Genomic DNA, 22,637 nt, shown 5'->3' on the forward strand with positions numbered 1-22,637 from the left:
CCGGCACCCCGGATCACGGGGCCTCCAGCAGGTCCTGGGTGCCGGGCAGGGGGCGGTGCGGGTCGTCGTACAGCAGGGTCGTGCCGTGCGCCCAGAACGACTCGGTGAGCCCGGCGTGCACCTGCTCGCGCAGCCGGTGCAGCGCGCCGGGCAGGGAAAGGGCGCCCTCGCCGTCGTCCACGGCCGTCTTCACGCCCCGGTGGAACTCCCCGCACACGACGTCCGGCCGCCGCCGCCACAGCACCACCCCGAACCCGGCCCGCAGCACCCGGCCGAGCGCGGCGGGGCCGTCGTCCGACCGAGGGTCGCCGGGGCGGCACAGCACCGGCACGGTCTGCGGCGCGAGCCCGCGCAGCGCCGCCGCGTCCGGAACGGGTCTGCGCACGCCGTCGTCGCAGTCCAGCACCTCGGCGTGCGCCGGGTGCGGCCCCAGCCGCCGCCAGCGGTCCCGGCGCTCGGTGTCCGGGTCCTCGTGCGCCTCCCGGGCCGGGTTCTCGTCGGGGAGCTGGTCGCGGTCCGAGCAGCGGACCAGGACCGGGCGTTCGGCGCCGAGCGGGCGGGCGCCGGGGGAGAGCCGCCAGTCGTCCACGGGCAGACCGAGGTGCAGATGCGGCAGGGCCGCGTACAGGGTGGCGGGCCGGCCGGGTTCGTCGCAGTGCCGGAACGCCTCGGCGAGGGGTGCGGCCACATGGTCGGCCAGGCCGTCCAGCGGGGCGCGTTCGCCCTCGTACAGCCGGACCGGTTCCTCGTCGGGACGGCCGCCGACGGAGACCGACCAGTCGCAGTGGTCCGGCTCCCAGCCCCGGCGCAGCACCACCAGCAGCACGGACGGCTCGGGCCGCGTGCCGGGCGGGGTCCGTACCGGCTCCGGTGCCGCGTCGCCGCCTTTGCCGCCGAGGGGGGTCCGCCGGTGCGCCACCCGGGGCCGGCCGAGCAGCGCGGTGCGCCGCTGGGCCAGGGCGTGCCGGTAACCGCTGTCCAGGCCGGTCGCCGCGTGCCGCACCCACTCCCACAGGGCGCGTTCGGCGACGAGGGCACTGGGGGTGGGCGGGCGGTCGGCGGACAGCACGCCCATCGCGTAGTCGAGCACCAGCTTCAGGGCGCCGTCCTGGCGGGCGTGTTCGTAGAGCAGCCCGAGTCCGTCCCGCCAGCCGCGCGGGGCGGGGACGAGGGACGGTACGCGGAAGTCGGGAAGCGCGCGGAGCACGTCGAGCAGGCCGCGGGTGCTGAGCGGCGGGGGCAGGTCGGCGAGCAGGCCGAGCAGCTCGCCGCGCTGCTGCGGGGTGAGGGTGCGGCCGGGGCGGGCGCCGAGTTGGCCCTGGATGTCGGCCCAGGTGGGGTCGGGCGAGTCGGCACTCTGCTGGCGGTCGCGGTGGTAGCGGTCGTGGGCGTGGAAGACGGACTGGTAGACGTCCCCGCCGTCGGCGGGAAGCCGCAGGGTGCGCAGCCGCTCCACGCCGATGGAGGTGCCGCCGCCCCCGTGGTCCGCGCGGGACTTGAGCACGCCGACGACCTCGCCGCGCACCGGGTCGACCACGGGTCCGCCGGAGACGCCGAAGGGCAGGTCGTTCTGTCCCAGCCGGACCTGTTCCTCGGGCGACCAGGCGCTGATGGTGCCCTGCACGGTGAGCCGGCCGTCCAGGATCTGGAGCCTGCCCCCGGGGGCGGTCCAGCCGGCGTAGAACACCCGGGTGCCGCCGAAGTGCGGGTTGGGGCGCTCGGAGACGTACACACAGGTGTGGCCGACCGGTTCGCGCAGCCGGACCAGGGCGAGGTCGGGCGCGGGCCAACTGCCGGGCACGGGGCGCCCGGTCTGCTCCGGGAGCATCGCGGCGACCCGTCCGGGCACCGGGCGCGGGTCGTCGTAGGGGCTGTTGCGGTACACCACGGTGACCTCGCCCCCCTCCTCGGCGTGAACCACGTGTGCGCAGGTCAGAACCCAGTTCGGCGCGACGAAGAAACCGCTGCCGAGGAAGCTGACGGGCTCGTCGTGGGCATACCCGGCCCCCGCGCGATGAATGCGCACGGTGGCCCCCAGAACGAGGTCACGCAACGCAAGCTCCGCAGCACCGTCCCCCTCCGGTGCGCCCCCGCCGTACCCCACGCTCATCCCGGATGCCCCCACACGCCGGACGACGCTTCGGGCCGGGGGGCCGGTCGGGGTTCGGGTGCGGGGGTGTGCGGGCGGGCACCGGAGGCCGGCGCGCGGCCGGACCGGAAACCGGGGACCGAGGCCCGTGCCGCGGGGCCGATCCCCGTTCCCGGCGCGGTGGGCGCGGGCCCGGCTCCCGGCGCGGGCCCGCCCTGGACGGCACCCGGACCCGCCGCGCCGCCCGCGGGCCCTGCCTCCGGCCCCGCTCCCCCGTCCGGCTCCGGTCCGCTCCCGCCCGCCGTCCGGCCCGCTCCCGGTTCCGGCGGGCCTCCGTTCCAGGTCAGGGTGACCGTCAGTGCAGCCTTGGCCTCCCCGTCCGCGAGGAGGCCGACGACCTTGCCGGCCTTCGCGGTCAGCTCGATGCCGAACTCCACGCTGACCTCGTCGGGCCGGACCGCGCTCAGCGGACCGGAGAGCGAGCGCGCCACCCCGGTGATCAGCGAGTGCAGGCTCTCCACGCTGGCCTCCACCCGCTCGTGGAAGCCGGTGTCGGTGTAGGACAGCTCCCGCGCGTACGCCAGCTCCCCGGCGCCCGAGATCCGGGCCCACACCGGCGTGCCGTCCGGCAGCTCGATCCGCGCGACCCGCGTCGAGTCCCCGTCCATCGGACCCCGTCCTCTCCCCCGCTCGTCCCCGGCGCCGGCGGCCGCGGCCGGCGCCCGCGCGCCACCGGCTGCCCGCCCCGGCCGGGGGCTGCCTATGCTTTTCGTGTCCTCCTCCGGCTCCCCAGCCGGAACAGGCGGCGCCCTCTCCCCTCGCGGTCACGTCCGCGAATGAGGGTTCTTCCCGCCCGGGACCGGCCCTACCCCTGCACAGACCGACGGAGCGTCATCCATGTACTTCACCGACCGAGGCATCGAAGAACTGGAGAAGCGGCGCGGCGAGGAAGAGGTCACCTTCGAGTGGCTCGCCGAGCAACTGCGCACGTTCGTCGACCTGAACCCCGACTTCGAGGTCCCGGTGGAACGCCTGGCCACCTGGCTGGCCCGGCTGGACGACGAGGACGACGAGTAACCGCTCGGGGCGCTTCCCGGAGCGGCGGACCGCTCCGGCCGGCTTGAACCGCGGGCCCGCCCGAAGGGGCAGGGCCCGCTCCGGCATGCCCGGACGCCGTCCAGCCCCTTCGTCCCCCGAAAGGGTGTCTTGACTTCCCGTGGCCACGATATATCGTGAATGACAGGAGACGCGATATGGCGTGAAGGGTGGGCGATGCCCGCTCACCTCGCCTCGCCCAGCTCCGCCCGCCTGTCCGCGTCACGCCCGAGGAGGACCCGTGTCCGAGTGGACCGTCGCCGAACCCCAGAAGCTGAGCTTCGACGCCCCCGTGACCGAGCTGAACGTCCGCGTGGTCAACGGCACGGTGAACGTCGTGGGGACCGAGGAGAGTTCCGCCCGCCTGGAGATCTCGGACATCGAGGGCCCACCCCTGATCGTCACGCACCGGCACGGCACCCTGACGGTGGCCTACGAGGACCTGCCCTGGAAGGGCTTCCTGAAGTGGCTGGACCGCGAGGGCTGGCGCCGCAGCGCGGTGGTCACGCTGGCCGTTCCCGCCAGCACCCGCGTCGAGGTGGGCGTGGTGGGCGCCGCCGCCGTCGTCTCCGGGGTGCGGGGCCCTTCCGTGGTCAAGGGCGTCACCGGCGACACCACCCTGGTCGGCGTCTCCGGCCCGGTCCGCGCGGACACCGTCTCCGGCAGCGTGGAGGCCCAGGCCGTCCGGGGCGACCTGCGGTTCAAGTCGGTCTCGGGCGACCTGACGGTGGTCGAGGGCGCGGGCCCCTCCGTCCGCGCGGACTCGGTCAGCGGCTCCATGATCATCGACCTGGATCCGGACGGCCCCACCGACGTGCGGCTGACCAGCGTGTCCGGCGAGATCGCCATAAGGCTCCCGCACCCTGGCGACACCGACGTGGAGGCGAACACCGCGAGCGGCTCGATCTCGAACGCCTTCGACGGCCTGCGCGTCCAGGGCCAGTGGGGCGCCCACAAGATCACCGGCCGCCTCGGCTCGGGCACCGGCAAGCTCCGGGCCACCACCGTCTCCGGCTCCATCGCCCTGCTGCGCCGTCCGGCCGAGGAGGACGACGACACCGCCCGGGAAGCGGGCCCCGGCCCCGCCTCCCCCGCGGACGGCACGACCGACAAGAAGGTGCTCTGACATGCCCCCCGTCTTCGCCCACGGCCGCCTCCGCCTGTACCTCCTCAAGCTGCTCGACGAGGCCCCGCGCCACGGCTACGAGGTGATCCGGCTCCTCGAAGAGCGCTTCCAGGGCCTGTACGCCCCCTCGGCCGGCACGGTCTACCCGCGCCTGGCCAAACTGGAGGCCGAGGGCCTGGTCACCCACACCTCCGAGGGCGGCCGCAAGGTCTACTCGATCACCGAGGCGGGCCGCGCCGAACTGGCCGACCGCAGCGGTGAACTGGCCGACCTGGAGATGGAGATCGGCGAGTCCGTCGCGGAACTCGCCGCCGAGATCAAGGCCGACGTCCGGGGCGCCGCGGGGGACCTCCGCCGCGAGATGCGCGCGGCCGCCTCCCGCACCCGCGCCGGCGGGACGGGCACCACCGGTCCGGGTTCCCGCGGCGAGTCGGGCGCCCGGAGCGACGCCGAGGCGTGGCGGACCGCCAAGGAGGAGATGCGCCGGGCCAGGCAGGAGTGGAAGGAGCAGGCCCGGCGCGCCAAGGACGAGAGCCGCCGCGCCCGTGAGGAGGCCCAGCAGGCCCGGCGTCAGGCCCAGGAGGCGCAGTCGCGGGCCGACGCCCGGGCCCAGGAGGAGATGCGGCGCCTCGCGGGGCAGGTCCAGGAGCGGGTGCAGGACCACTTCACCCGCGGGGACTGGCCGACCGGCGTCCGCGAGGGCCTGGCCGAACTGGCCCGGGAGTTCGGCGACTTCGGCGACTTCGGCAAGGAGCACGCCCGGCGGACCGGCGCGGCGGGCGCCGGGAGCGCCGAGGCCGAGCCCGGCCCCGAGTACTCCGAGACCCCGCCGGACTTCCCGATGGAGTACGCGCCGGACTGGACCCACGAGCCCCCCACCGGCGACCCGGCCCGCGACCTGGACCGCCTGCTGGACCGCTTCCGGGACGACGTGCGGGACGCGGCGCGCGACCACGGCGTCACCGGGGCACAGCTCCAGGGAGTCCGCCGTCATCTGTCGGCGGCCGCGGCCCGCATCGGCGCGATACTCCACGAACCCGAGGTCTGAGCCGCGTTGGAGGGGTTCCGCGTCAGCAGGCCTGCGCGCTCCCCTCGCCGTACAGGACCCGCCGCAGCGACTCCCGGGTCACGCCGTAGTCGGCGAGCACCTCGGCGGGGACTCCGGGCCGCGCGGTGAGGGCGAGCAGGAGATGCTCCTCGCCGATGCGCCGGTCACGGCGGCCGGCGGCGGCGCGCAGCGCTCCCTGCAGCACGTCCTTGGCGTCCCTCTCGAAGGTCCGGCGGCCCGGTCGGCCGCCCGCGTCCCGGCGGTCGCAAAAGAGGGTACCGGCGCCGTGCGCCTGCTCGACCCTGGAGACGATCTCCGTGACGTCGATCCCGAGTCCGGCGAGGGCGTACGCGTCCGCGCGGGTCGGGCCCGCCCGGCGCCGCGCCTCGGCCGGCGCCTCGCGCACGGATTCCTTGCGTTCGGCGAGTTGGAGCGCGGCGAAGGCGGAGGAGGCCCGGCCGCCCTCGCGGTCGAGAGGGGCGAGCAGCAGATGTTCGGCGCCGGCGGCTCGTACGCCGGCGCGGTCCGCGTGGGTGACCGCGCCCTGCACGACTTCACGGCCGTCCCTGGTGGAGCATTCGAACATCACTGCCTCCCGTATTCGACCAAGGTTGACAAGGAGGTCCGCAAGAAGGCGGGCCCGGGCATCCCGGACCCGCCCGCTCCGAAGAGATGTTCAGGAGTTGCTGAGCACGATCTTGCCGAAGTGATCGCCGGACTCCAGCCGTTCGAAGCCCTCACGGGCGCGGTCCAGCGGGAGGATCTCGTCGATGACGGGACGCACCCCGGTCGTGGCGCAGAAGGCGAGCAGGTCCTCCAGTTCGTCCTTGGTCCCCATGGTGGAGCCGACCACTTTGAGTTCGAGGAAGAAGATCCTGGTCAGCTCGGCGTGCGAGGGGCGGTCGCCGCTGGTGGCACCGGAGATCACGACGGTGCCGCCGGGACGCAGGGACTTGACGGAGTGCGACCAGGTCGCGGCGCCCACGGTCTCGATGACGGCGTCCACCCGCTGGGGCAGCCGCGCTCCCGGCTCCACTGCCTCGACGGCGCCCAGTTCCAGCGCCCGCTTCCGCTTGGCCTCGTCCCTGCTGGTCGCGAAGACCCGCAGTCCGGCGGCCCGGCCGAGCACGATCGCGGCCGTGGCGACACCCCCGCCCGCGCCCTGCACCAGAACCGAGTCACCGGGCCGCACACCGGCGTTGGTGAACAGCATCCGGTACGCGGTCAGCCAGGCGGTGGGCAGGCAGGCGGCCTCGGCGAAGGACAGTTCCTTGGGCTTGGGCAGCACGTTCCAGGTCGGCACGGCGACCTGTTCGGCGAAGGTGCCCTGATAGCGCTCGGTCAGGATGGAGCGGGGTTCACGGGGGCCGACCCCGTGCCCGCTCTGCCCGATGACGGAGTGCAGGACGACCTCGTTGCCGTCCTCGTCGATCCCGGCGGCGTCGCAGCCGAGGATCATCGGCAGCCGGTCCTCGGGGAGTCCCACGCCCCGCAGGGACCAGAGGTCGTGGTGGTTGAGGGAGGCGGCGCGGACGTCGACGGTACTCCAGCCCGGCCGGGCCCCGGGGGCCGGACGCTCCCCCAACTCCAGGCCCGAGAGCGGCTGGTCACGGTCGATGCGGGCGGCATAGGCGGCGAACATGCCGTCGACGATAGATACCGCCCCGCCCCGGCGGAACCGCCCGACGGTGTGACACACACCCTCTTGCGCAGCGACCCTCGAAGGGGCCCGGCACCGGGCGGCGCAGGGAGCGGCCGATGCGGGACGGCGAGCTCACCGGCACCGACCGTCTCCGCCGATACCGCGCCCGGCGCTTCCCGCCTCCCCCGCCCTGACCGGCACCGCGCACAGCCCGCACCCGCCGCTTCCTCGGCCCAGCGGCACCACCGCCGCCCCGAGCATCCCGGCCACCGCCCGGCCCGCCCCACCGGATCGGCGCCCGGCCCGCCTCGCAGCCCGCGTGTGAAACACCGCACACGCCCCCCGCCAAAGGCGCCGCACGGGCGAGCGCCCCCGCAAGCCCGACCCCGCACAGCACGAACGGCCCCGCCCCTCAAGGGGCGAGGCCGTTCCCGTCGAACACTTGCGCGCAGGCTCAGCGTCGGGCGACGCCCTCCGCTCGGGCCGCGGCCGCGACGGCGGCGGTGACCGCCGGGGCGACCCGCTCGTCGAACGGGGAGGGGATCACGTAGTCGGCGGAGAGGTCGTCCCCGACGACGGAGGCGAGCGCCTCGGCGGCGGCGATCTTCATGCCCTCGGTGATCCGGGAGGCCCGCACCTGGAGCGCCCCGGCGAAGATGCCGGGGAAGGCGAGGACGTTGTTGATCTGGTTCGGGAAGTCCGAGCGACCGGTGGCGACGACCGCCGCGTACTTGTGCGCGACCTCCGGGTGCACCTCGGGGTTCGGGTTGGCCATGGCGAAGACGAAGGCACCCTTCGCCATGGAGGCGACCGCCTCCTCCGCGACCGTGCCGCCGGAGACGCCGATGAACACGTCTGCGCCGGCCAGCGCGTCCTCCAGCGTGCCGGTGAGCCGGGCCTTGTTGGTGAAGGAGGCCAACTCCCGCTTGACGTCGGTCAGGTCGGTCCGGTCCGCGGAGACGACGCCCTTGCGGTCGGCGACCGCCACGTCCCCGATGCCGGCCTCGACCAGCATCCGGGCGATGGCGACGCCGGCCGCCCCGGCCCCGGAGATGACGACACGGAGCTGCCCGATGTCCCGCCCGCTGAGCCGGGCGGCGTTGCGCAGCGCGGCCAGCGTGACGACGGCGGTGCCGTGCTGGTCGTCGTGGAAGACCGGGATGTCCAGCCGCTCCTGCAGGCGCCGCTCGATCTCGAAGCAGCGCGGCGCGGAGATGTCCTCCAGGTTCACCCCGCCGAAGGAGGGGGCGAGCCGGACGACGGTCTCCACGATCTCGTCGACTCCGGTGCAGTCGAGGGCGATCGGCACCGCGTCGACCCCGCCGAACTGCTTGAACAGGATCGCCTTGCCCTCCATCACGGGGAGGGACGCCTCGGGGCCGATGTCCCCGAGACCGAGCACGGCCGTGCCGTCGGTGACGACGGCGACGACCGAGGACTTCCAGGTGTAGTCGTTGACCAGCTCCGGCGTTTCCGCGATCGCGGTGCACACGCGCGCGACGCCGGGGGTGTACGCGAGGGAAAGGTCTTCCGTGTCCCGGATCGGCACGGTGGCCCGCACGGCCATCTTGCCGCCGCGGTGCAGCGCGAAAGCGGGGTCGAAGGAGTCCAGGGGCTCGGCCCCGCCCTCCGGTCCGGCACCGCTGTCGCTGCGAGGATTGACGATCTCCGCTGCCACTTTGTCTTACCCCTTAGGTATGCATGGTTGAGGGTCGACCACTCCGGGTGAGGAGTGGGCGGGCACCGCGTACGGCTCGATTGACGGATACGTACGAGCACATACGCGACGGGCGCGCCGCACACGCGCCCTGAGCCCCGGATGAGGGGTGTAAAGAACCTTCATACCGGACGGACGGGCGGACCACGAGTCCATTAGGCGCAAGGTCACATGTCGCCCCGGAATGCCGCCCGGCCCGCCCGGCCCCCCGCGCCCCCCTTGCACGGCGACCCCGCGGGCGCACCTCAGAGGAACCTCAACCGCCCCGCGAATCCCCCGAATCCCCGCACACCGGCCGTCCGGATCGTGAGACCCCCTGCGGATCTTGCGGTGTGAGCAGCCCATTTCCGCAGATCATCCTGCATGAATCGAGTGCTGATGTACCGACCTGATGCGGTTCTCGACCACCCGTTATCCGATTTTGACATTGTGACCGGCCTGAATGGCGTACCCCGAATGGCAGGATGCCGTAAACCCACGAGGTCGCGGCACCCGAAGGTGTGTGTTCTCGTCGACCTCACCGGTACGTCTTCTCTTCCCATCCGCCGGAGGAACCACGATGACCGCAAGCTCCACCCGTCGTACGACCGCACGGTCCCGGATCGCAGCGGCCGGTGCGATCGCGGTCGCAGGCACCCTGATCCTCACCGGTTGCGGCGACCAGACCAAGGGCAAGGACTCCGGCAACGCCTCCTCCACCGCGCCCCTCGCCGACCTGCTTCCCTCCGACCTCCGGGACAAGGGCGAGATCAAGGTCGGTTCCGACATCCACTACGCCCCGGTCGAGTTCAAGGACTCCTCCGGCAAGGTCGTCGGCATCGACCCGGACCTCGCCACCGCCCTCGGCAACCAGCTCGGTGTGAAGTTCAGCTTCCAGGACGGCACGTTCGACGGCCTGCTCACCGGTCTGCGCTCCGGCCGGTTCAACATGGCCATGTCCGCGATGACGGACAACAAGAACCGTCAGGAGGGCGTCGACCCCGACACGGGCAAGAAGGTCGGCGAGGGCGTCGACTTCGTCGACTACCTGACGGCCGGCGTCTCCATCTACACGCGCAAGGGCGAGACCAAGGGCATCACCGGCTGGTCGGACCTGTGCGGCAAGAAGCTCGCCGTCCAGCGCGGCACGGTCTCCGAGGACCTGGCCAAGCAGGAGACCAAGAAGTGTCCGGGCGGCAAGAAGATCAGCATCGAGCCGTTCGACGACGACCAGCAGTCCCAGACCCGGCTGCGCTCCGGCGGCGTGGACGCCGCCTCCTCCGACTTCCCGGTCGCCGCCTACGCGGTGAAGACCTCCGGCGGCGGCAAGGACTTCGAGGTCGTCGGCGACCAGGTCGAGGCGGCCCCGTACGGCATCGCCGTCGCCAAGAAGGACACGCAGCTGCGTGACGCGCTCAAGGCCGCGATGAACGCGATCATCAAGAACGGCGAGTACGCGAAGATCCTCCAGAAGTGGGGCGCGCAGGACGGCGCCGTCAAGGAAGCCGCGATCAACGGCGGCAAGTGATCCGCGGAACCTCAGCGGCCACCGAGAGGCAATTCCTGTGACTGACATCGAGAAGACGGCCGGGGACAAGAGCGCTCCCCCGGCCGCGCCGGAGGCCATCAGGGCCATCCCGGTCAAGCACTACGGACGCTATGTGTCCGCCGTCGTCGCCATCGCTCTGCTCGCGGCGATCGTGTACGCCTTCAGCCAGGGCAAGATCAACTGGGCCGCGATCCCCGACTACTTCTTCGACGACCGCATCCTGACCGGTGTGGGCAAGACCCTGCTGCTGACGGTCCTGTCGATGGTGATCGGCATCGTGGGCGGCATCGTCCTCGCGGTGATGCGGCTGTCGAAGAACCCGGTGACGTCGTCGATCGCCTGGTTCTACATCTGGTTCTTCCGCGGCACCCCGGTGCTGGTGCAGCTGTTCCTGTGGTTCAACCTGGGGCTCGTCTTCGAGTACATCAACCTGGGCCCGATCTACAAGAACTACTGGTCGGACTTCATGACGCCGCTGCTGACGGCGCTGCTCGGCCTCGGCCTCAACGAGGCCGCGTACATGGCGGAGATCTGCCGCGCCGGTCTGCTCGCGGTGGACGAGGGCCAGACCGAGGCGTCCCACGCGCTGGGCATGAGCCACGCCAAGACGCTGCGCCGGGTCGTGATCCCGCAGGCGATGCGCGTGATCGTGCCGCCCACGGGCAACGAAGTGATCAACATGCTGAAGACGACCTCGCTCGTGGCGGCCGTCCAGTATCCCGAACTCTTCCGCTACGCCCAGGACATCGGACAGAACTCGGGCGCACCGGTGGAGATGTACTTCCTCGCCGCCGCGTGGTACCTGATCATGACCTCGATCCTGAGCGTCGGCCAGTACTACATCGAGCGCTACTACGCCCGAGGCTCCAGCCGACAGCTGCCGGACACTCCCTGGCAGAAGGTGAAGGCGAACATGACCTCCCTGGGCCGGCCTCGAGGATCGGTGGGGGCATGAGCGACACGCTGAGCAAGAACGACACCCCGCCGAAGGCGGTCGTGCCGATGGTCAGGTCCGAGGGCGTGCACAAGTCCTTCGGCGCGGTGGAGGTCCTCAAGGGCATCGACCTGGAGGTGAAGCCGGGCGAGGTGTTCTGCCTCATCGGCCCCTCCGGCTCCGGCAAGTCGACGTTCCTCAGGTGCATCAACCACCTGGAGAAGGTCAACGCCGGCCGCCTGTACGTCGACGGCGAGCTGGTCGGCTACCGCCAGAAGGGCGACAAGCTGTACGAGCTGCGGGACAGCGAGGTCGCGCTGAAGCGCCGGGACATCGGCATGGTCTTCCAGCGCTTCAACCTCTTCCCGCACATGACGGCCGCGGAGAACGTCGCCGAGGCGCCCGTGCAGGTCAAGGGCGTCTCCAAGCGGGCGGCCCAGGAGCAGGCGATGCAGCTGCTGGAGCGGGTGGGCCTCGGCGACAAGGCCGGCAACTACCCCTCGCAGCTCTCCGGCGGTCAGCAGCAGCGCGTGGCGATCGCCCGGGCGCTCGCCATGGAGCCCAAGCTGATGCTCTTCGACGAGCCGACCTCGGCGCTCGACCCGGAGCTGGTCGGTGACGTCCTCGACGTCATGCGCGACCTCGCCGAGTCCGGCATGACCATGGTCGTCGTCACCCACGAGATGGGCTTCGCCCGTGAGGTGGGCGACAGCCTGGTCTTCATGGACGGCGGAGTGGTGGTCGAGTCCGGCCATCCCCGGGACGTCCTCACCAACCCCCGGCACGAGCGCACCCAGTCGTTCCTGTCGAAGGTGCTGTAGGCGTCCCGGACGGACCGAGGGGCGGTACGGGTGATCCGTACCGCCCCTTGGCCGTGCGTCACCTCAGTGCCAGCAACAGCGTGTCGGAGGGGGAGCACCACACCGGCCGGGCCTCGCCGAAGCCCTGGTCGCCGAGGGCGCGGGCGTGCCAGGAGGCGGACGGGGTGTCACCGTCGGCGTGTTCGCCGTAGATCTCGAAGCGGCGGGCGGTGGGGCCGGCGAGGGCCGGGTCCTGGGCGGCGAGCTGCCACCACTCGGCCCAGTCGAGTGCGCCGTCCCGCCTGGCCCGGTCCATCCGGGCGTGCCGCTGGGCGCGCTCGGCCGCGTTGATCCGGGGCGTGGACCCGTCCGCCATGTGGTCGGCGTTCATGAACACCCCGCCCTCCCGCACCAGTTCCGCGAGCTGCCCGTACAGCGTGGTGAGCGGCCCGGTGCGCAGCCAGTGCAGGGCGGTCGCGGTGAGCACGGCGTCGTAGGAGTCGTACGGGAGCGCCGCCGGCCAGCCGCCGTCCCTGAGGTCGGCCTCCACGAGCGTGACCCGGTCGTCCCCCGCGAAGGTGCCCCGCGCGATGGCGAGCAGGGCCGGGTCGAGGTCGACCCCGGTGCTGGTCGCCTCCGGGAACCGCGCCAGCAGCCGCGCGGTGATCGTGCCCGTACCGCAGGCGAGGTCCAGCACGCGCGGGGCCGTACCGGCGAACGCCTCCACCATGTCGAGCATGACCCGGAACCGCTCCTCGCGGTCGGGCATGTACCACTCCTGCTGCCGGTCCCAGCTCTCCTGCCAGGCGGCCCAGTCCGTCCCCGTCCCTGCGGTGGTCACGATTTCCCAGCCCCTTCCGCGCACGCGTAATACCCTGGAATCGCGCCCGGCTATTACCCGACCGCGGACACGACCATAGAGCGCTCCCGTAAGGACTACAAGTGGAACTGGCCCATTACTCGGACTATGCCGTACGCCTCGTCAACAGCGAGGAGCCGGGCCAGGGCAAGGACTCCCTGACCTCGGTGGAGGCCGTCCGCGACCTCTTCGGCGTGAACGCTTCCGCGGGCCGCCGCGCCACCGACGCCGATGTCACCCGCTTCCGCTCCGTCCGTGGCAGGCTGCGCGCGGTGTTCGAGGCGGCGGACGAGGGGGACGAGACGCTCGCCGTGGACCTGCTGAACTCCCTGCTGCTGGAGTTCCCGGTGAGCCCGCAGATCTCCGGCCACGACTTCCGCGACGACGACGGCCGCCCGCTGTGGCACATGCACCTGGCCGATCACCCGTCGAACGCCACCGCCGGCTACGCGGCCATCGCCGCGATGGGACTGGCGTTCCATCTGACCGAGTACGGCGTCGACCGGCTGGGCCTGTGCGAGGCCGCTCCCTGCCGGAACGCCTACCTGGACACCTCCACCAACCGCTCCCGCCGCTACTGCTCCGACCGCTGCGCGACCCGCGCGAACGTCGCCGCCTACCGCGCCCGGAAGCGCCTGGCCGCCGACCGGTCCGACAACAGCGGTCTGACCGCGGAGAACGCCCAGCGCACCACCGCCAGCGGCGAGCGCCGCCCGGCCGGCGGACGGTAACGCAGCCAGGCCCGCCCGAGGATCAGCTCGTCGGGTACGACCCCGTAGTCGGTGCTGTCCCCGCCGGCGTACGGGTTGTCGCCGAGCACCCACCAGCCGCCCTCGCGCCGCTCCACCGCACGCTTGACGACCAGCAGATCCTGCTGGAAGGGGTGACGCAGGACGACGATCCCGCCCGGCCGGACAGGGGCGCCGTAGCGCAGCAGCAGGCGGTCCCCGTGGTGGAGGGTGGGCACCATGGAGGGGCCCGTGACCTCGGCGAGCCCGAAGGGCGGCAGTGCCCTGTCCCGCTCGCTCTCCCGCGACAGCTCCGGCATTCCCGGCACCTCCCCGGTCCGTTCCTCCACAGTCCCAGTCTGACCCCGGACTTTTGCCCCGAGCCCTGGGGGGCACTCGGGAAAACCGGTCCCCCAGGGAGTAATGTCCCACCTGAGAAGACGATCACGAGGAAGGAACGCTCCATGCTTTCCCGCCTGTTTGCCCCCAAGGTCAAGGTCAGCGCCCACTGCGACCTGCCCTGCGGTGTGTACGACCCCGCCCAGGCCCGCATCGAGGCGGAGTCGGTGAAGGCCATCCAGGAGAAGATGGCCGCCAACGACGACCCGCACTTCCAGGTCCGTGCCACGGTGATCAAGGAGCAGCGCGCCGAGCTGGCCAAGCACCACCTGGACGTGCTCTGGAGCGACTACTTCAAGCCGCCGCACTTCGAGAGCTACCCCGAGCTGCACACGCTCGTCAACGAGGCCGTCAAGGCCCTCTCGGCCGCCAAGGCCTCCACGGACCCGGCGACGGGCCAGAAGGCCCTGGACTACATCGCCCAGATCGACAAGATCTTCTGGGAGACGAAGAAGGCCTGATCCTCCGGGTCCGGCTTTTCTGGCTGTGTGACCGCACCCGGTCCCTCGCGGGGACCGGGTGCGGTCTTTTGACGGGTACGGGGCATTGCCGGCCCAGGCGCGGGCGCCGCGGCGACATAGGCGGGCCTTCACGGGTTATCCGCCAGGCATGGAGAAATCGCTGAGTGGACTCGGGCCCCGCGACGAGGACGCGTCGGCCGGGCCCGGCACCCGTGTCGGGCCGACGGAGCAGGTGGAGCGGCGGGCGCCGGACTCCCTGACGGATCTGCCCGCCCGTTCCTGGGGTGAGGTGCTGAAGGGCACCCTGAAGGAGTTCCAGAAGGACGAGCTGGTCGACCGGGCGGCGTCGCTGACCTACTACGGCGTCCTCGCGCTGTTCCCGGCACTGCTGGCGCTGGTCTCCCTGCTGGGACTCGCCGGCCGGTCGACGACCCGGAAGGTGCTGGACAACATCCAGCAGCTCGCCCCGGGGCCCGCCCGTGACGTCCTGCGCGCCGCGGTGCAGCAGATGCAGGACAAGGGCGGGATCGGCTCCGTCATGGCGGTCGTCGGTCTGGCGCTCGCGCTGTGGTCGGCCTCCGGCTACGTGGCGGCCTTCATCCGCAGCGCGAACGCCGTGTACGACGTGCCCGAGGGCCGTCCGGTGTGGAAGCTGCTGCCCGTCCGGCTCGGGGTGACCGTGCTGCTCATGGTCATCGCCGTGATCAGCGCGCTGATCGTGGTCCTCACCGGCAGCGTGGCCCGGCAGGTCGGCACCACGCTGGGCATCGGCGACACGTTCCTGACGGTGTGGTCGATCGCCAAGTGGCCCGTGCTCGCCGTCCTGGTCACGATCATGATCGCGATCCTGTTCTGGGCGACCCCGAACGCGAAGATCCACAGCATCCGCTGGATCACCCCGGGAAGCTTCCTCGCCCTGGTCCTCTGGCTGATCGCGTCGGCGGCCTTCGCGCTGTACGTGGCGAACTTCTCCTCCTACAACAAGACCTACGGCGCCATCGCGGGCGTGATCGTCTTCCTGGTGTGGCTGTGGCTCACCAATCTGGCGATCCTGCTCGGCCTGGAATTCGACGCGGAGACGATCCGCCACCGCGCCATCGCCGGCGGCCACCCGGCCGACGAGGAGCCCTACGTCGAGCCCCGCGACACCCGCGCCTGGGACGAGGAGGACCGCAAGCGGCTGGAGTCCTGACCCGAGGGTCCTAACCGGCCGCCTTCCACTGCTGGACGTCCACCACCGCCGACACCGGAACCGCCCCGTACACGTGCGGGAACTCCTCCCCCGTAGGGGGCATCGCCTCGTACTTCAGCGGGGCGTCCAGCAGGGCGGGGTCGACGACCAGGACCACCAGGTCGTCCCGGCCTGGTTCCTCCCCGTACAGGAAGGCGGCCACGCGCGGGAGTTGGGCCCGCGTGGAGAAATGGATGTAGCCGACCTCCTGGAGGGTGCGGCCCCGGGTGGAGACCTCGTAGGAGCCCTGCTCACGGGCCGCTTCCCAGAGGGCGCGTTCGGTGACGTGGAGGATCTCGGGGGGCTGGGTCTCGGACTGCTGGGTCATGGAGGCCACGGTACGGGCCGAGGCACAGGCCGGGTTGTGGCACGGTCCCGGTTTCCACACCGGGACCCACGCGCCCAGCGTCTTGCGGCGGCCGGCGACCACGTCGACGGACTCGCCGCAGGTGGGGCAGACATGAACTTCCCTGTCCATGCACCAAGGGTAGGACGGGTGGGCCCCGCGCGCCGTGGGGATGCGCGGGACCCGGCGGACATGCTCAGCTACTGCGCCGCGTGACGAACTCCGCCAGGGCCAGCAGACCCCCCGCCGCCTCCGGGGCCGGGACCGCCCGGGCCAGCTCCTGGACCGCGCCGGCCATCCGGTCCGCGGCCTCCGCCTGGGCCCAGTCCCGGCCGCCCGCCTGCTCCACCGCGACCGTCGCCCTGGCGATCTCGGCGCCGTCCCCCGCCGTGTGCGGACGGGCGTACAGCGCGGCCAGTTCGGCCCCCGCAGGGGTGCCCGAGGTCAGCGCGGCGACCACCGGCAGGGACTTCTTGCGGACGGCGAGGTCGGCACCGGCGGACTTGCCCGTGCGCCGGGGATCCCCCCAGATGCCGATCACGTCGTCGATGAGCTGGAACGCCAGCCCGGCCTGCCGGCCGAAGGCGTCCAGCGCGTCCACCACCTCGTCCTCCGCGCCCGCGTACAGCGCGCCCAGGGCGCAGGCGCAGCCCAGCAGAGCACCGGTCTTAGCCTCGGCCATGGCGAGCACCTCGGCGAGGGCGACCTCGCCGGGTGCGCGCTGCTCCAGCGCCGTGTCGGTCTGCTGCCCGGCGCACAGCTCGATCACGCACTCCGCGAGCCGGGCCGCCGCCCTTCCGGAGGCCGGGTGCCGGTCGCCGGCGAGCAGCCGCAGCGCCAGGGCCTGGAGGGCGTCCCCGGCGAGGACCGCGTCCGGATCACCGAACACGGTCCAGGCCGTGGGCCGGTGTCTGCGGGTGGTGTCGCGGTCCATCACGTCGTCGTGCAGCAGTGAGAAGTTGTGGACCAGCTCCACCGCCGCCGCGGCCCGCACGGCCGCCGCCCGCGCCTCGCCGCCGCCCAGCGCGGACGCCGCGGCGAGGACGAGAGCGGGACGGATCGCCTTGCCCGCGTTGCCCGCCGCCGGGGTGCCGTCCGCGTGGCTCCAGCCGAAGTGGTAGAGCACGATCCGGCGCAGCTGCGGCGGCAACGACTCGACGGCGGCGCGCAGTTCGGGGTCCACGACACCCCGTGTGCGCTCCAGCAGGATGACCGCCTCGTGCGCCGGAGTGTCCTCCGTCGCCTGTCGTGGCCTGGGGACCGCGTCAGGCGGCACCGGCGCCGGGCATGCCCCGGTCTCCAGGGTGGATTCGCTCATCGTTCCCCCTCACCGGCCTGCACGGTCGCACTCCCGTCCCGGTGTTCGCCGCCGGGACGGGAAGCAGGTGATCGCGTCACCGCCACCGGCCGATCTCCACGTTCTCCAGCACGCCCAGCGCGTCGGGGACCAGCACGGCGGCCGAGTAGTAGGCGGTCACCAGGTAGTTGATGACGGCCTGCTCGTTGATGCCCATGAAGCGCACCGACAGGCTGGGCTCGATCTCGTCCGGGAGGCCGGACTGGCGGAGGCCGATGACACCCTGCTCGGACTCGCCGGTGCGCATCGCGATGATCGAGGTGGTGCGGGCCTCGCTGACCGGGATCTTGTTGCACGGGTAGATCGGCACCCCGCGCCAGGTGGGGATGCGGTTGCCGCCCACGTCGATGGTCTCCGGGACCAGTCCGCGCTTGTTCAGCTCGCGCCCGATCGCCGCGATGGCGCGCGGGTGGGCGAGCAGGAACTTGGTGCCCCGGCGGCGGCTGAGCAGCTCGTCCAGATCGTCCGGGCCGGGGACGCCGTCGTGCGGCTGGAGCCGCTGGTCGTACTCGCAGTTGTGCAGGAGGCCGAACTCGCGGTTGTTGACCAGCTCGTGCTCCTGGCGCTCCTTCAGCGCCTCGACCGTGAGCCGCAACTGCTGCTCGGTCTGGTTCATCGGCTGGTTGTAGAGGTCGGCCACGCGGGAGTGGATGCGCAGCACGGTCTGGGCGATGCTGAGCTCGTACTCGCGCGGACGCGCCTCGTAGTCGACGAAGGTGTGCGGGATGTCGGGCTCGCCGGAGTGGCCGGCCGCCAGCTCGACCTCCTTCTCGCCGTACTTGTTGGTCGGCTGGTCCGGGAGTGCGCGCAGCCGGCCGACGTGCTCGCTCAGGGAGTCGGAGCGCTCGGCTACCTGCTCGAAGTCCGAGCGGCTGAGCACGAGCACCGTGCACGCGGTGGCGGCACGGGCGGTGTACTCCCAGATGGCCTCGGGGTCCAGCAGGGCCTGTTCACCGAAGTAGGCGCCGTCGGCGAGGACTTCGAGCACGGCGTCGTCGCCGTACGGGCCCGTGCCGATCTTCTCGACGCGGCCGTGGGCGAGCAGGTACACCTTCTCGGTGCGGCTGCCGAAGGAGCTGATCACCTCGCCCGCGGCGATCTCGTGCTGCCGGCAGCGCCGGGCCAGCTCGGTGAGCACCTCTTCGTCGTCGTACGAGCGCAGCGCGGGCAGTTCGCCCAGCTCGGCCGGGATGACCTCGACCTGGTCCCCCGTCTTCACGAAGGTGATGCGGCCGTCCCCCACGGCGTACGTCAGCCTGCGGTTCACCCGGTACGCGCCGCCCTGGACGTCCACCCAGGGCAGGTTGCGCAGCAGCCAGCGGGAGCTGATCTCCTGCATCTGGGGTGCGGACTTGGTGGTGGTGGCCAGGTTCCGCGCGGCCGCCGTGCCCAGGGACTGCTGCGGCTTGCCCTGTTCCGTGCGGACCTCTTCGCCTACCGACATAAAGAATTGCCCTCCCATGTATGCCCGTGCCGAGTCTCGCTGGGCACCGGTCTCGGGGCCGAGCCTGTCATCACGGAGTGTGCTCGCACCATTACCCGAAAGAAGGGGAATGGATCATCGGACTACTGGGCAGACTGGGCGATCGTGTCGACCCCGGCGCGGAATTGGCCGGATCGGCTCGCACAGCGAGCGAACGATGTGGTCCCCGCACCCGCACGTCGGTACAAGCACCGTGAGCGGGCCGGTGCAGCCGGCCCGCACGGAACATCCCGGACGGCACGAAGGAGGCGGCCATGTCCCCACCCATGTCCGCGAGCGGGTTTCTGAGCGCGTTGAAGGCCGAGGGCCTGAAGGTCGTGGAGGTAGGCAACTGGCGGACCCACAACCGCAACCACAAGGGCCCCTGGGGCCCGGTGCACGGCGTCATGATCCACCACACCGTCACCAGCGGCAGCGCCCGCACCGTGGAGCTGTGCCGCGAGGGCTACGACGAGCTTCCCGGCCCGCTCTGCCACGGCGTGATCACCAAGGACGGCAAGGTCCACCTGGTCGGCCACGGCCGCGCCAACCACGCCGGCCTCGGTGACGACGAGGTGCTCCGCGCGGTCATCGCCGAGAAGGGCCTGCCGCCCGACAACGAGTCCAACACCGACGGCAACCGGTACTTCTACGGCTTCGAGTGCGAGAACCTCGGCGACGGCGAGGACCCCTGGCCCGAGGCCCAGACGGAGGCGATCGTGCGGACCGCCGCAGCGATCTGCCGCCACCACGGCTGGACGGAACGCTCGGTCATCGGCCACCTCGAGTGGCAGCCCGGCAAGGTGGACCCGCGCGGCTTCACCATGGCCTCGCTGCGCGCACGGATCAAGGCGCGGCTGAAGGACTGAGGTCCCCGCCCGGAAGCTGGGGCGACAATGGCCGGATGACCAGCGCCGACCCCCTCGCCCCGGCACTCCCCTCCCCCCTCGCGGAGGTGCGGGACGACCGCTTCTCCCGGCACGGCGTACGGCTGCTGCTCAAGCGGGACGATCTGATCCACCCGGAGCTGATCGGCAACAAGTGGCGCAAACTCGTGCCCAACATCGAGGCGGCCCGGGGCCGGGCGCTGGTCACGTTCGGTGGCGCGTACTCCAACCACCTGCGCGCCACCGCGGCCGCCGGGCGGCTGCTCGGCCTGCCGACGATCGGTGTGGTGCGAGGCGACGAACTCGCCGGGCGCCCGCTGAACCCGTCCCTGGCCCGGTGCGCGGCCGACGGCATGCGGCTGCACTTCACCGACCGCGCCGCCTACCGGCGCAAGAGCGAGCCGGAAACCCTGGCCGCGCTCCTGGACGCGGCCGGCGCCCGGGGCGCGTACGTCGTCCCGGAGGGCGGCAGCAACGCCGAGGCGGTGCGCGGCTGCGTGGCGCTCGGCGAGGAACTGGCGGGCCGCGCGGAAGTGGCCGCGGTGCCCTGCGGCACCGGGGGCACGCTCGCCGGGCTGGCCGCCGGACTCGCCCCCGGACAGCGGGCGCTCGGCGTGTCCGTGCTCAGGGGCGGCTTCCTCACGGACGAGGTGGCCGCGCTCCAGGAGCGGGCCTTCGGCGCCCGCACCGGCGACTGGTCGCTGGAGGAGCGCTTCCACTTCGGCGGCTACGCCCGGACGACCCCGGAACTGGTCGCCTTCGCGGCGGACTTCGAGGACCGGCACGGAATGCCCGTGGAGCGGCTGTACGTCGCCAAGCTGCTGTACGCGCTGACGGTGCTGGCCGGGGAGGGAGCCTTCCCGCGCGGGACCGCCGTGGCCGCGGTGATCACCGGCCGACCCTTCCCGGACAGTACGTTTTAGGCCACTTCCCGGTACGCGGCCGCCTCCTCCAAGTCCAGTCGGCGCAGCAGGGCGCGGAGCATCTCGTCGTCGATGTAGCGGTGATCGCGCAGGCGTACGAAGACGTCGCGCTCGGCGCTGATCATCTCCCGCGACAGCCGGCGGTAGGTGTCGTCCACGGACTCGCCGGTGACCGGGTTGGCCTGGCCGAGGCGCTCCCAGACGGCGTCGCGGCGACGCTCCATGACCGCGCGCAGCCGGTCGGCGAGCGGGGTGGGCAGGGCGTTGCGCTCGTCGGTGAGGAGTGCGTCGAGCCGGGACTCGGCCGCGCGGGACGCCTGGGCCTGGGCGTTGGCCTCGGCGAGGGTGTCCGCGCGCGGGTCGCGGCCCGGAAAGCGCAGGGCGCGGATCAGCGGGGGCAGGCTGAGTCCCTGGACGACCAGGGTGCCGATGACGGTGGTGAAGGTCAGGAAGAGGATCAGGTTGCGCTGCGGGAAGGGGTGCCCGCCGTGCACGGTGAGCGGGATGGAGAAGGCGATGGCGAGGGAGACCACGCCCCGCATACCGGCCCAGCCGGTGACCAGGGCGCCCCGCCAGGTGGGGTTCTCCTCGCGTTCCCGGATACGGGCGGACAGCAGGCGGGGCAGGAAGGCGGCCGGGTAGACCCAGGCGAGCCGGGCCACGACGACGACCACGAAGAGGACCGTCGCGTACAGCGCCGCCCGCACGCCCTCGTTGGCGCCCAGTCCCTCCACGACGACGCGCAACTGGAGACCGATGAGGGCGAAGACGGCGGACTCCAGGATGAAGGCGACCATCTTCCACACCGCTTCCTCCTGGAGCCGGGTGGCGAAGTCGACCTCCCACGCGCGATGGCCGAGGTAGAGCGCGACGACCACGACCGCGAGCACCCCGGAGGCGTGGAACTGCTCGGCCACGCCGTAGGCGACGAAGGGGATCAGCAGCGACAGGGTGTTCTGCAGCAGCGGCTCGCGCAGGTGCGTGCGCAGCCAGTGCAGCGGCGCCATGAGCACGAGGCCGACCCCGACCCCGCCGACGGCGGCGATCGCGAATTCGGCCAGCCCGCCCGCCCAGGTGGCGCCCTCCCCGATGGCGGCGGCGAGCGCGACCTTGTACGCGGTGATGGCGGTGGCGTCGTTGAACAGGGACTCGCCCTGCAGGATCGTGGTGATCCGGGACGGCAGCCCCAGCCGCCGGGCGACCGCGGTGGCCGCGACCGCGTCGGGCGGCGCCACCACCGCGCCCAGCACCAGCGCGGCGGTCAGCGGCAGGCCGGGCACGACCAGATGCGCGACCCAGCCGACGACGACGGTGGCGAAGAGGACGTAGCCGACCGACAGCAGCGCCACCGGCCGCAACTGGGCCCGCAGGTCGAGGTAGGAGCTGTCGCCGGCCGAGGTGTACAGCAGTGGTGGCAGCAGCAGCGGGAGGACCACCTCGGGGTCGAGGGTGTAGTCCGGCACGCCCGGCAGGTAGGAGGCGGCGAGGCCGACACCCACCAGCAACAGCGGCGCGGGTACCGGTCCGCGCCGGGCGACGCCCGCGACGGCCGCGCTCCCGGCGATCAGCAGCAGGAGCGGCATCACGTCCATGTCCTTCGCCCACCCTCGTTCTCCGCGCGGCTCCCCGCGCTCCCGACGTAATCTGGCAATCATGAAACAGTGCACGCACGTTGCCGCGCTGCCGCTCCCGGCGCCCGGTCCGCTGAGCGAGACGTGCCTGGAGTGTCTCGCGGAAGGGACCGACCCGGTGCAGTTGCGGCTCTGCCTCACCTGTGGGCACGTCGCCTGCTGCGACTCCTCGCCGAACCGGCACGCGACGAAGCACCACGCCGACTCGGGTCATCCGGTGATGCGGACGTTCGAACCGGAAGACGACTGGCGGTGGTGTTTCGTGGACCACGTACTCGTGTGACAGTGGACGGTACGGCGGTGTTCCCGGTGGTTCGAGCGCCCGACGCCTGGGTACGTCAACCCGGCGCACGCTCTTCCCATTTGAATCCGCC

The 22,637-nt window shown here is 72.3% G+C and carries 23 protein-coding genes; 12 read left to right on the forward strand and 11 right to left on the reverse strand.

Features of this window, described 5'->3' with window-relative positions:
* Window positions 1–13: 13 nt before the first annotated feature.
* Together ACWCV3_RS13465 and ACWCV3_RS13470 are read right to left on the reverse strand one after the other, a co-directional pair.
* Entirely contained in the window at window positions 14–2,053 is a 2,040-nt protein-coding gene (locus ACWCV3_RS13465; RefSeq protein WP_451222616.1) for a VMAP-C domain-containing protein, read from the reverse strand.
* 53 nt (window positions 2,054–2,106) lie between these two features.
* Window positions 2,107–2,757, reverse strand: a complete 651-nt coding sequence (locus ACWCV3_RS13470; protein WP_451222618.1) for a CU044_2847 family protein — start codon at window positions 2,755–2,757, stop codon at window positions 2,107–2,109.
* A gap of 229 nt (window positions 2,758–2,986) precedes the next feature.
* Between ACWCV3_RS13470 and ACWCV3_RS13475 the strand changes: the two genes are divergently transcribed.
* From ACWCV3_RS13475 to ACWCV3_RS13485, 3 genes are all read left to right on the forward strand, one after another.
* Entirely contained in the window at window positions 2,987–3,166 is a 180-nt protein-coding gene (locus ACWCV3_RS13475; protein WP_003992906.1) for a DUF6104 family protein, read from the forward strand.
* A 259-nt stretch (window positions 3,167–3,425) separates the two neighbouring features.
* On the forward strand, window positions 3,426–4,310 hold the full coding sequence (locus ACWCV3_RS13480; RefSeq protein WP_451222620.1) for a DUF4097 family beta strand repeat-containing protein: 885 nt from the start codon (window positions 3,426–3,428) through the stop codon (window positions 4,308–4,310).
* Window position 4,311: 1 nt separating this feature from the next.
* The gene (locus tag ACWCV3_RS13485; protein ID WP_451222622.1) at window positions 4,312–5,358 is read left to right on the forward strand and encodes a helix-turn-helix transcriptional regulator; all 1,047 of its coding nucleotides are present in this window, start codon (window positions 4,312–4,314) and stop codon (window positions 5,356–5,358) included.
* 22 nt (window positions 5,359–5,380) lie between these two features.
* Here the strand turns inward: ACWCV3_RS13485 and ACWCV3_RS13490 are convergent, their stop codons facing one another.
* The 3 genes from ACWCV3_RS13490 to ACWCV3_RS13500 all read right to left on the reverse strand — a co-directional run bounded on the left by ACWCV3_RS13490 (window position 5,381) and on the right by ACWCV3_RS13500 (window position 8,678).
* Window positions 5,381–5,944: a Clp protease N-terminal domain-containing protein gene (locus ACWCV3_RS13490; protein WP_451222624.1), complete on the reverse strand. Its 564-nt coding sequence runs from the start codon at window positions 5,942–5,944 to the stop codon at window positions 5,381–5,383.
* A gap of 90 nt (window positions 5,945–6,034) precedes the next feature.
* Window positions 6,035–7,000 (reverse strand): zinc-binding dehydrogenase, encoded by a 966-nt coding sequence (locus ACWCV3_RS13495; RefSeq protein WP_451222626.1) that lies wholly within the window; start codon window positions 6,998–7,000, stop codon window positions 6,035–6,037.
* Between the two features lie 454 nt (window positions 7,001–7,454).
* Window positions 7,455–8,678, reverse strand: coding sequence for an NAD(P)-dependent malic enzyme (locus ACWCV3_RS13500; protein ID WP_451222628.1), 1,224 nt, complete (start codon window positions 8,676–8,678; stop codon window positions 7,455–7,457).
* Between the two features lie 598 nt (window positions 8,679–9,276).
* Here ACWCV3_RS13500 and ACWCV3_RS13505 point away from each other — a divergent pair.
* From ACWCV3_RS13505 to ACWCV3_RS13515, 3 genes are read left to right on the forward strand one after another with little or no spacing between them, the layout of a single operon-like run.
* Window positions 9,277–10,224 carry an ABC transporter substrate-binding protein gene (locus ACWCV3_RS13505; protein WP_451222630.1) on the forward strand — a complete coding sequence of 316 codons (948 nt, stop codon included), beginning with the start codon at window positions 9,277–9,279 and terminating at the stop codon, window positions 10,222–10,224.
* Window positions 10,225–10,261: 37 nt separating this feature from the next.
* Window positions 10,262–11,200: an amino acid ABC transporter permease gene (locus tag ACWCV3_RS13510; protein ID WP_451222632.1), complete on the forward strand. Its 939-nt coding sequence runs from the start codon at window positions 10,262–10,264 to the stop codon at window positions 11,198–11,200.
* A gap of 47 nt (window positions 11,201–11,247) precedes the next feature.
* Entirely contained in the window at window positions 11,248–12,000 is a 753-nt protein-coding gene (locus ACWCV3_RS13515; protein WP_451222679.1) for an amino acid ABC transporter ATP-binding protein, read from the forward strand.
* Between the two features lie 58 nt (window positions 12,001–12,058).
* Here the strand turns inward: ACWCV3_RS13515 and ACWCV3_RS13520 are convergent, their stop codons facing one another.
* Window positions 12,059–12,820: a class I SAM-dependent methyltransferase gene (locus ACWCV3_RS13520; RefSeq protein WP_451222634.1), complete on the reverse strand. Its 762-nt coding sequence runs from the start codon at window positions 12,818–12,820 to the stop codon at window positions 12,059–12,061.
* Window positions 12,821–12,921: 101 nt separating this feature from the next.
* Between ACWCV3_RS13520 and ACWCV3_RS13525 the strand changes: the two genes are divergently transcribed.
* Complete coding sequence (locus ACWCV3_RS13525; protein WP_451222636.1) at window positions 12,922–13,569, forward strand: CGNR zinc finger domain-containing protein; 648 nt, start codon at window positions 12,922–12,924, stop codon at window positions 13,567–13,569.
* On the opposite strand, the gene sodX is transcribed toward ACWCV3_RS13525, so the two are convergent.
* Complete coding sequence (gene sodX, locus ACWCV3_RS13530) at window positions 13,455–13,886, reverse strand: nickel-type superoxide dismutase maturation protease (RefSeq protein WP_451222681.1); 432 nt, start codon at window positions 13,884–13,886, stop codon at window positions 13,455–13,457. The two genes, ACWCV3_RS13525 and sodX, sit on opposite strands and share 115 nt — an antisense overlap.
* Before the next feature lie 144 nt (window positions 13,887–14,030).
* On the opposite strand from sodX, the gene sodN reads away from it, so the two are divergent.
* Window positions 14,031–14,426, forward strand: a complete 396-nt coding sequence (gene sodN, locus ACWCV3_RS13535) for a superoxide dismutase, Ni (RefSeq protein ID WP_451222638.1) — start codon at window positions 14,031–14,033, stop codon at window positions 14,424–14,426.
* 148 nt (window positions 14,427–14,574) lie between these two features.
* Complete coding sequence (locus tag ACWCV3_RS13540) at window positions 14,575–15,618, forward strand: YihY/virulence factor BrkB family protein (RefSeq protein WP_451222640.1); 1,044 nt, start codon at window positions 14,575–14,577, stop codon at window positions 15,616–15,618.
* 10 nt (window positions 15,619–15,628) lie between these two features.
* Here the strand turns inward: ACWCV3_RS13540 and ACWCV3_RS13545 are convergent, their stop codons facing one another.
* The 3 genes from ACWCV3_RS13545 to ACWCV3_RS13555 all read right to left on the reverse strand — a co-directional run bounded on the left by ACWCV3_RS13545 (window position 15,629) and on the right by ACWCV3_RS13555 (window position 18,804).
* Window positions 15,629–15,985 (reverse strand): DUF952 domain-containing protein, encoded by a 357-nt coding sequence (locus ACWCV3_RS13545; protein ID WP_451222683.1) that lies wholly within the window; start codon window positions 15,983–15,985, stop codon window positions 15,629–15,631.
* Between the two features lie 214 nt (window positions 15,986–16,199).
* Entirely contained in the window at window positions 16,200–17,321 is a 1,122-nt protein-coding gene (locus tag ACWCV3_RS13550; RefSeq protein WP_451222642.1) for a family 2 encapsulin nanocompartment cargo protein polyprenyl transferase, read from the reverse strand.
* 76 nt (window positions 17,322–17,397) lie between these two features.
* Window positions 17,398–18,804, reverse strand: coding sequence for a family 2B encapsulin nanocompartment shell protein (locus ACWCV3_RS13555; RefSeq protein WP_451222644.1), 1,407 nt, complete (start codon window positions 18,802–18,804; stop codon window positions 17,398–17,400).
* 293 nt (window positions 18,805–19,097) lie between these two features.
* Between ACWCV3_RS13555 and ACWCV3_RS13560 the strand changes: the two genes are divergently transcribed.
* Together ACWCV3_RS13560 and ACWCV3_RS13565 are read left to right on the forward strand one after the other, a co-directional pair.
* Window positions 19,098–19,691 carry an N-acetylmuramoyl-L-alanine amidase gene (locus ACWCV3_RS13560; RefSeq protein WP_451222646.1) on the forward strand — a complete coding sequence of 198 codons (594 nt, stop codon included), beginning with the start codon at window positions 19,098–19,100 and terminating at the stop codon, window positions 19,689–19,691.
* A gap of 35 nt (window positions 19,692–19,726) precedes the next feature.
* Window positions 19,727–20,632 (forward strand): 1-aminocyclopropane-1-carboxylate deaminase/D-cysteine desulfhydrase, encoded by a 906-nt coding sequence (locus tag ACWCV3_RS13565; RefSeq protein ID WP_451222648.1) that lies wholly within the window; start codon window positions 19,727–19,729, stop codon window positions 20,630–20,632.
* Here ACWCV3_RS13565 and ACWCV3_RS13570 read toward each other — a convergent pair.
* On the reverse strand, window positions 20,629–22,224 hold the full coding sequence (locus ACWCV3_RS13570; RefSeq protein WP_451222650.1) for a Na+/H+ antiporter: 1,596 nt from the start codon (window positions 22,222–22,224) through the stop codon (window positions 20,629–20,631). The genes ACWCV3_RS13565 and ACWCV3_RS13570 overlap by 4 nt on opposite strands.
* Before the next feature lie 61 nt (window positions 22,225–22,285).
* Here ACWCV3_RS13570 and ACWCV3_RS13575 point away from each other — a divergent pair, with 61 nt between their 5' ends.
* Window positions 22,286–22,546 (forward strand): UBP-type zinc finger domain-containing protein, encoded by a 261-nt coding sequence (locus ACWCV3_RS13575; protein ID WP_451222652.1) that lies wholly within the window; start codon window positions 22,286–22,288, stop codon window positions 22,544–22,546.
* The last annotated feature ends 91 nt before the right edge of the window (window positions 22,547–22,637 follow it).

Source organism: Streptomyces sp. NPDC001781, assembly GCF_053596035.1.

Coding starts and splice junctions, on each gene's coding strand:
- ACWCV3_RS13470 (WP_451222618.1), bottom strand. CDS start 2,757: ATGGACGGGGACTCGACGCGGGTCGCGCGGATCGAGCTGCCGGACGGC.
- ACWCV3_RS13475 (WP_003992906.1), top strand. CDS start 2,987: ATGTACTTCACCGACCGAGGCATCGAAGAACTGGAGAAGCGGCGCGGC.
- ACWCV3_RS13485 (WP_451222622.1), top strand. CDS start 4,312: ATGCCCCCCGTCTTCGCCCACGGCCGCCTCCGCCTGTACCTCCTCAAG.
- ACWCV3_RS13490 (WP_451222624.1), bottom strand. CDS start 5,944: ATGTTCGAATGCTCCACCAGGGACGGCCGTGAAGTCGTGCAGGGCGCG.
- ACWCV3_RS13495 (WP_451222626.1), bottom strand. CDS start 7,000: ATGTTCGCCGCCTATGCCGCCCGCATCGACCGTGACCAGCCGCTCTCG.
- ACWCV3_RS13505 (WP_451222630.1), top strand. CDS start 9,277: ATGACCGCAAGCTCCACCCGTCGTACGACCGCACGGTCCCGGATCGCA.
- ACWCV3_RS13515 (WP_451222679.1), top strand. CDS start 11,248: ATGGTCAGGTCCGAGGGCGTGCACAAGTCCTTCGGCGCGGTGGAGGTC.
- sodX (WP_451222681.1), bottom strand. CDS start 13,886: ATGCCGGAGCTGTCGCGGGAGAGCGAGCGGGACAGGGCACTGCCGCCC.
- sodN (WP_451222638.1), top strand. CDS start 14,031: ATGCTTTCCCGCCTGTTTGCCCCCAAGGTCAAGGTCAGCGCCCACTGC.
- ACWCV3_RS13540 (WP_451222640.1), top strand. CDS start 14,575: ATGGAGAAATCGCTGAGTGGACTCGGGCCCCGCGACGAGGACGCGTCG.
- ACWCV3_RS13545 (WP_451222683.1), bottom strand. CDS start 15,985: ATGACCCAGCAGTCCGAGACCCAGCCCCCCGAGATCCTCCACGTCACC.
- ACWCV3_RS13550 (WP_451222642.1), bottom strand. CDS start 17,321: ATGAGCGAATCCACCCTGGAGACCGGGGCATGCCCGGCGCCGGTGCCG.
- ACWCV3_RS13555 (WP_451222644.1), bottom strand. CDS start 18,804: ATGTCGGTAGGCGAAGAGGTCCGCACGGAACAGGGCAAGCCGCAGCAG.
- ACWCV3_RS13560 (WP_451222646.1), top strand. CDS start 19,098: ATGTCCCCACCCATGTCCGCGAGCGGGTTTCTGAGCGCGTTGAAGGCC.
- ACWCV3_RS13565 (WP_451222648.1), top strand. CDS start 19,727: ATGACCAGCGCCGACCCCCTCGCCCCGGCACTCCCCTCCCCCCTCGCG.
- ACWCV3_RS13570 (WP_451222650.1), bottom strand. CDS start 22,224: ATGGACGTGATGCCGCTCCTGCTGCTGATCGCCGGGAGCGCGGCCGTC.
- ACWCV3_RS13575 (WP_451222652.1), top strand. CDS start 22,286: ATGAAACAGTGCACGCACGTTGCCGCGCTGCCGCTCCCGGCGCCCGGT.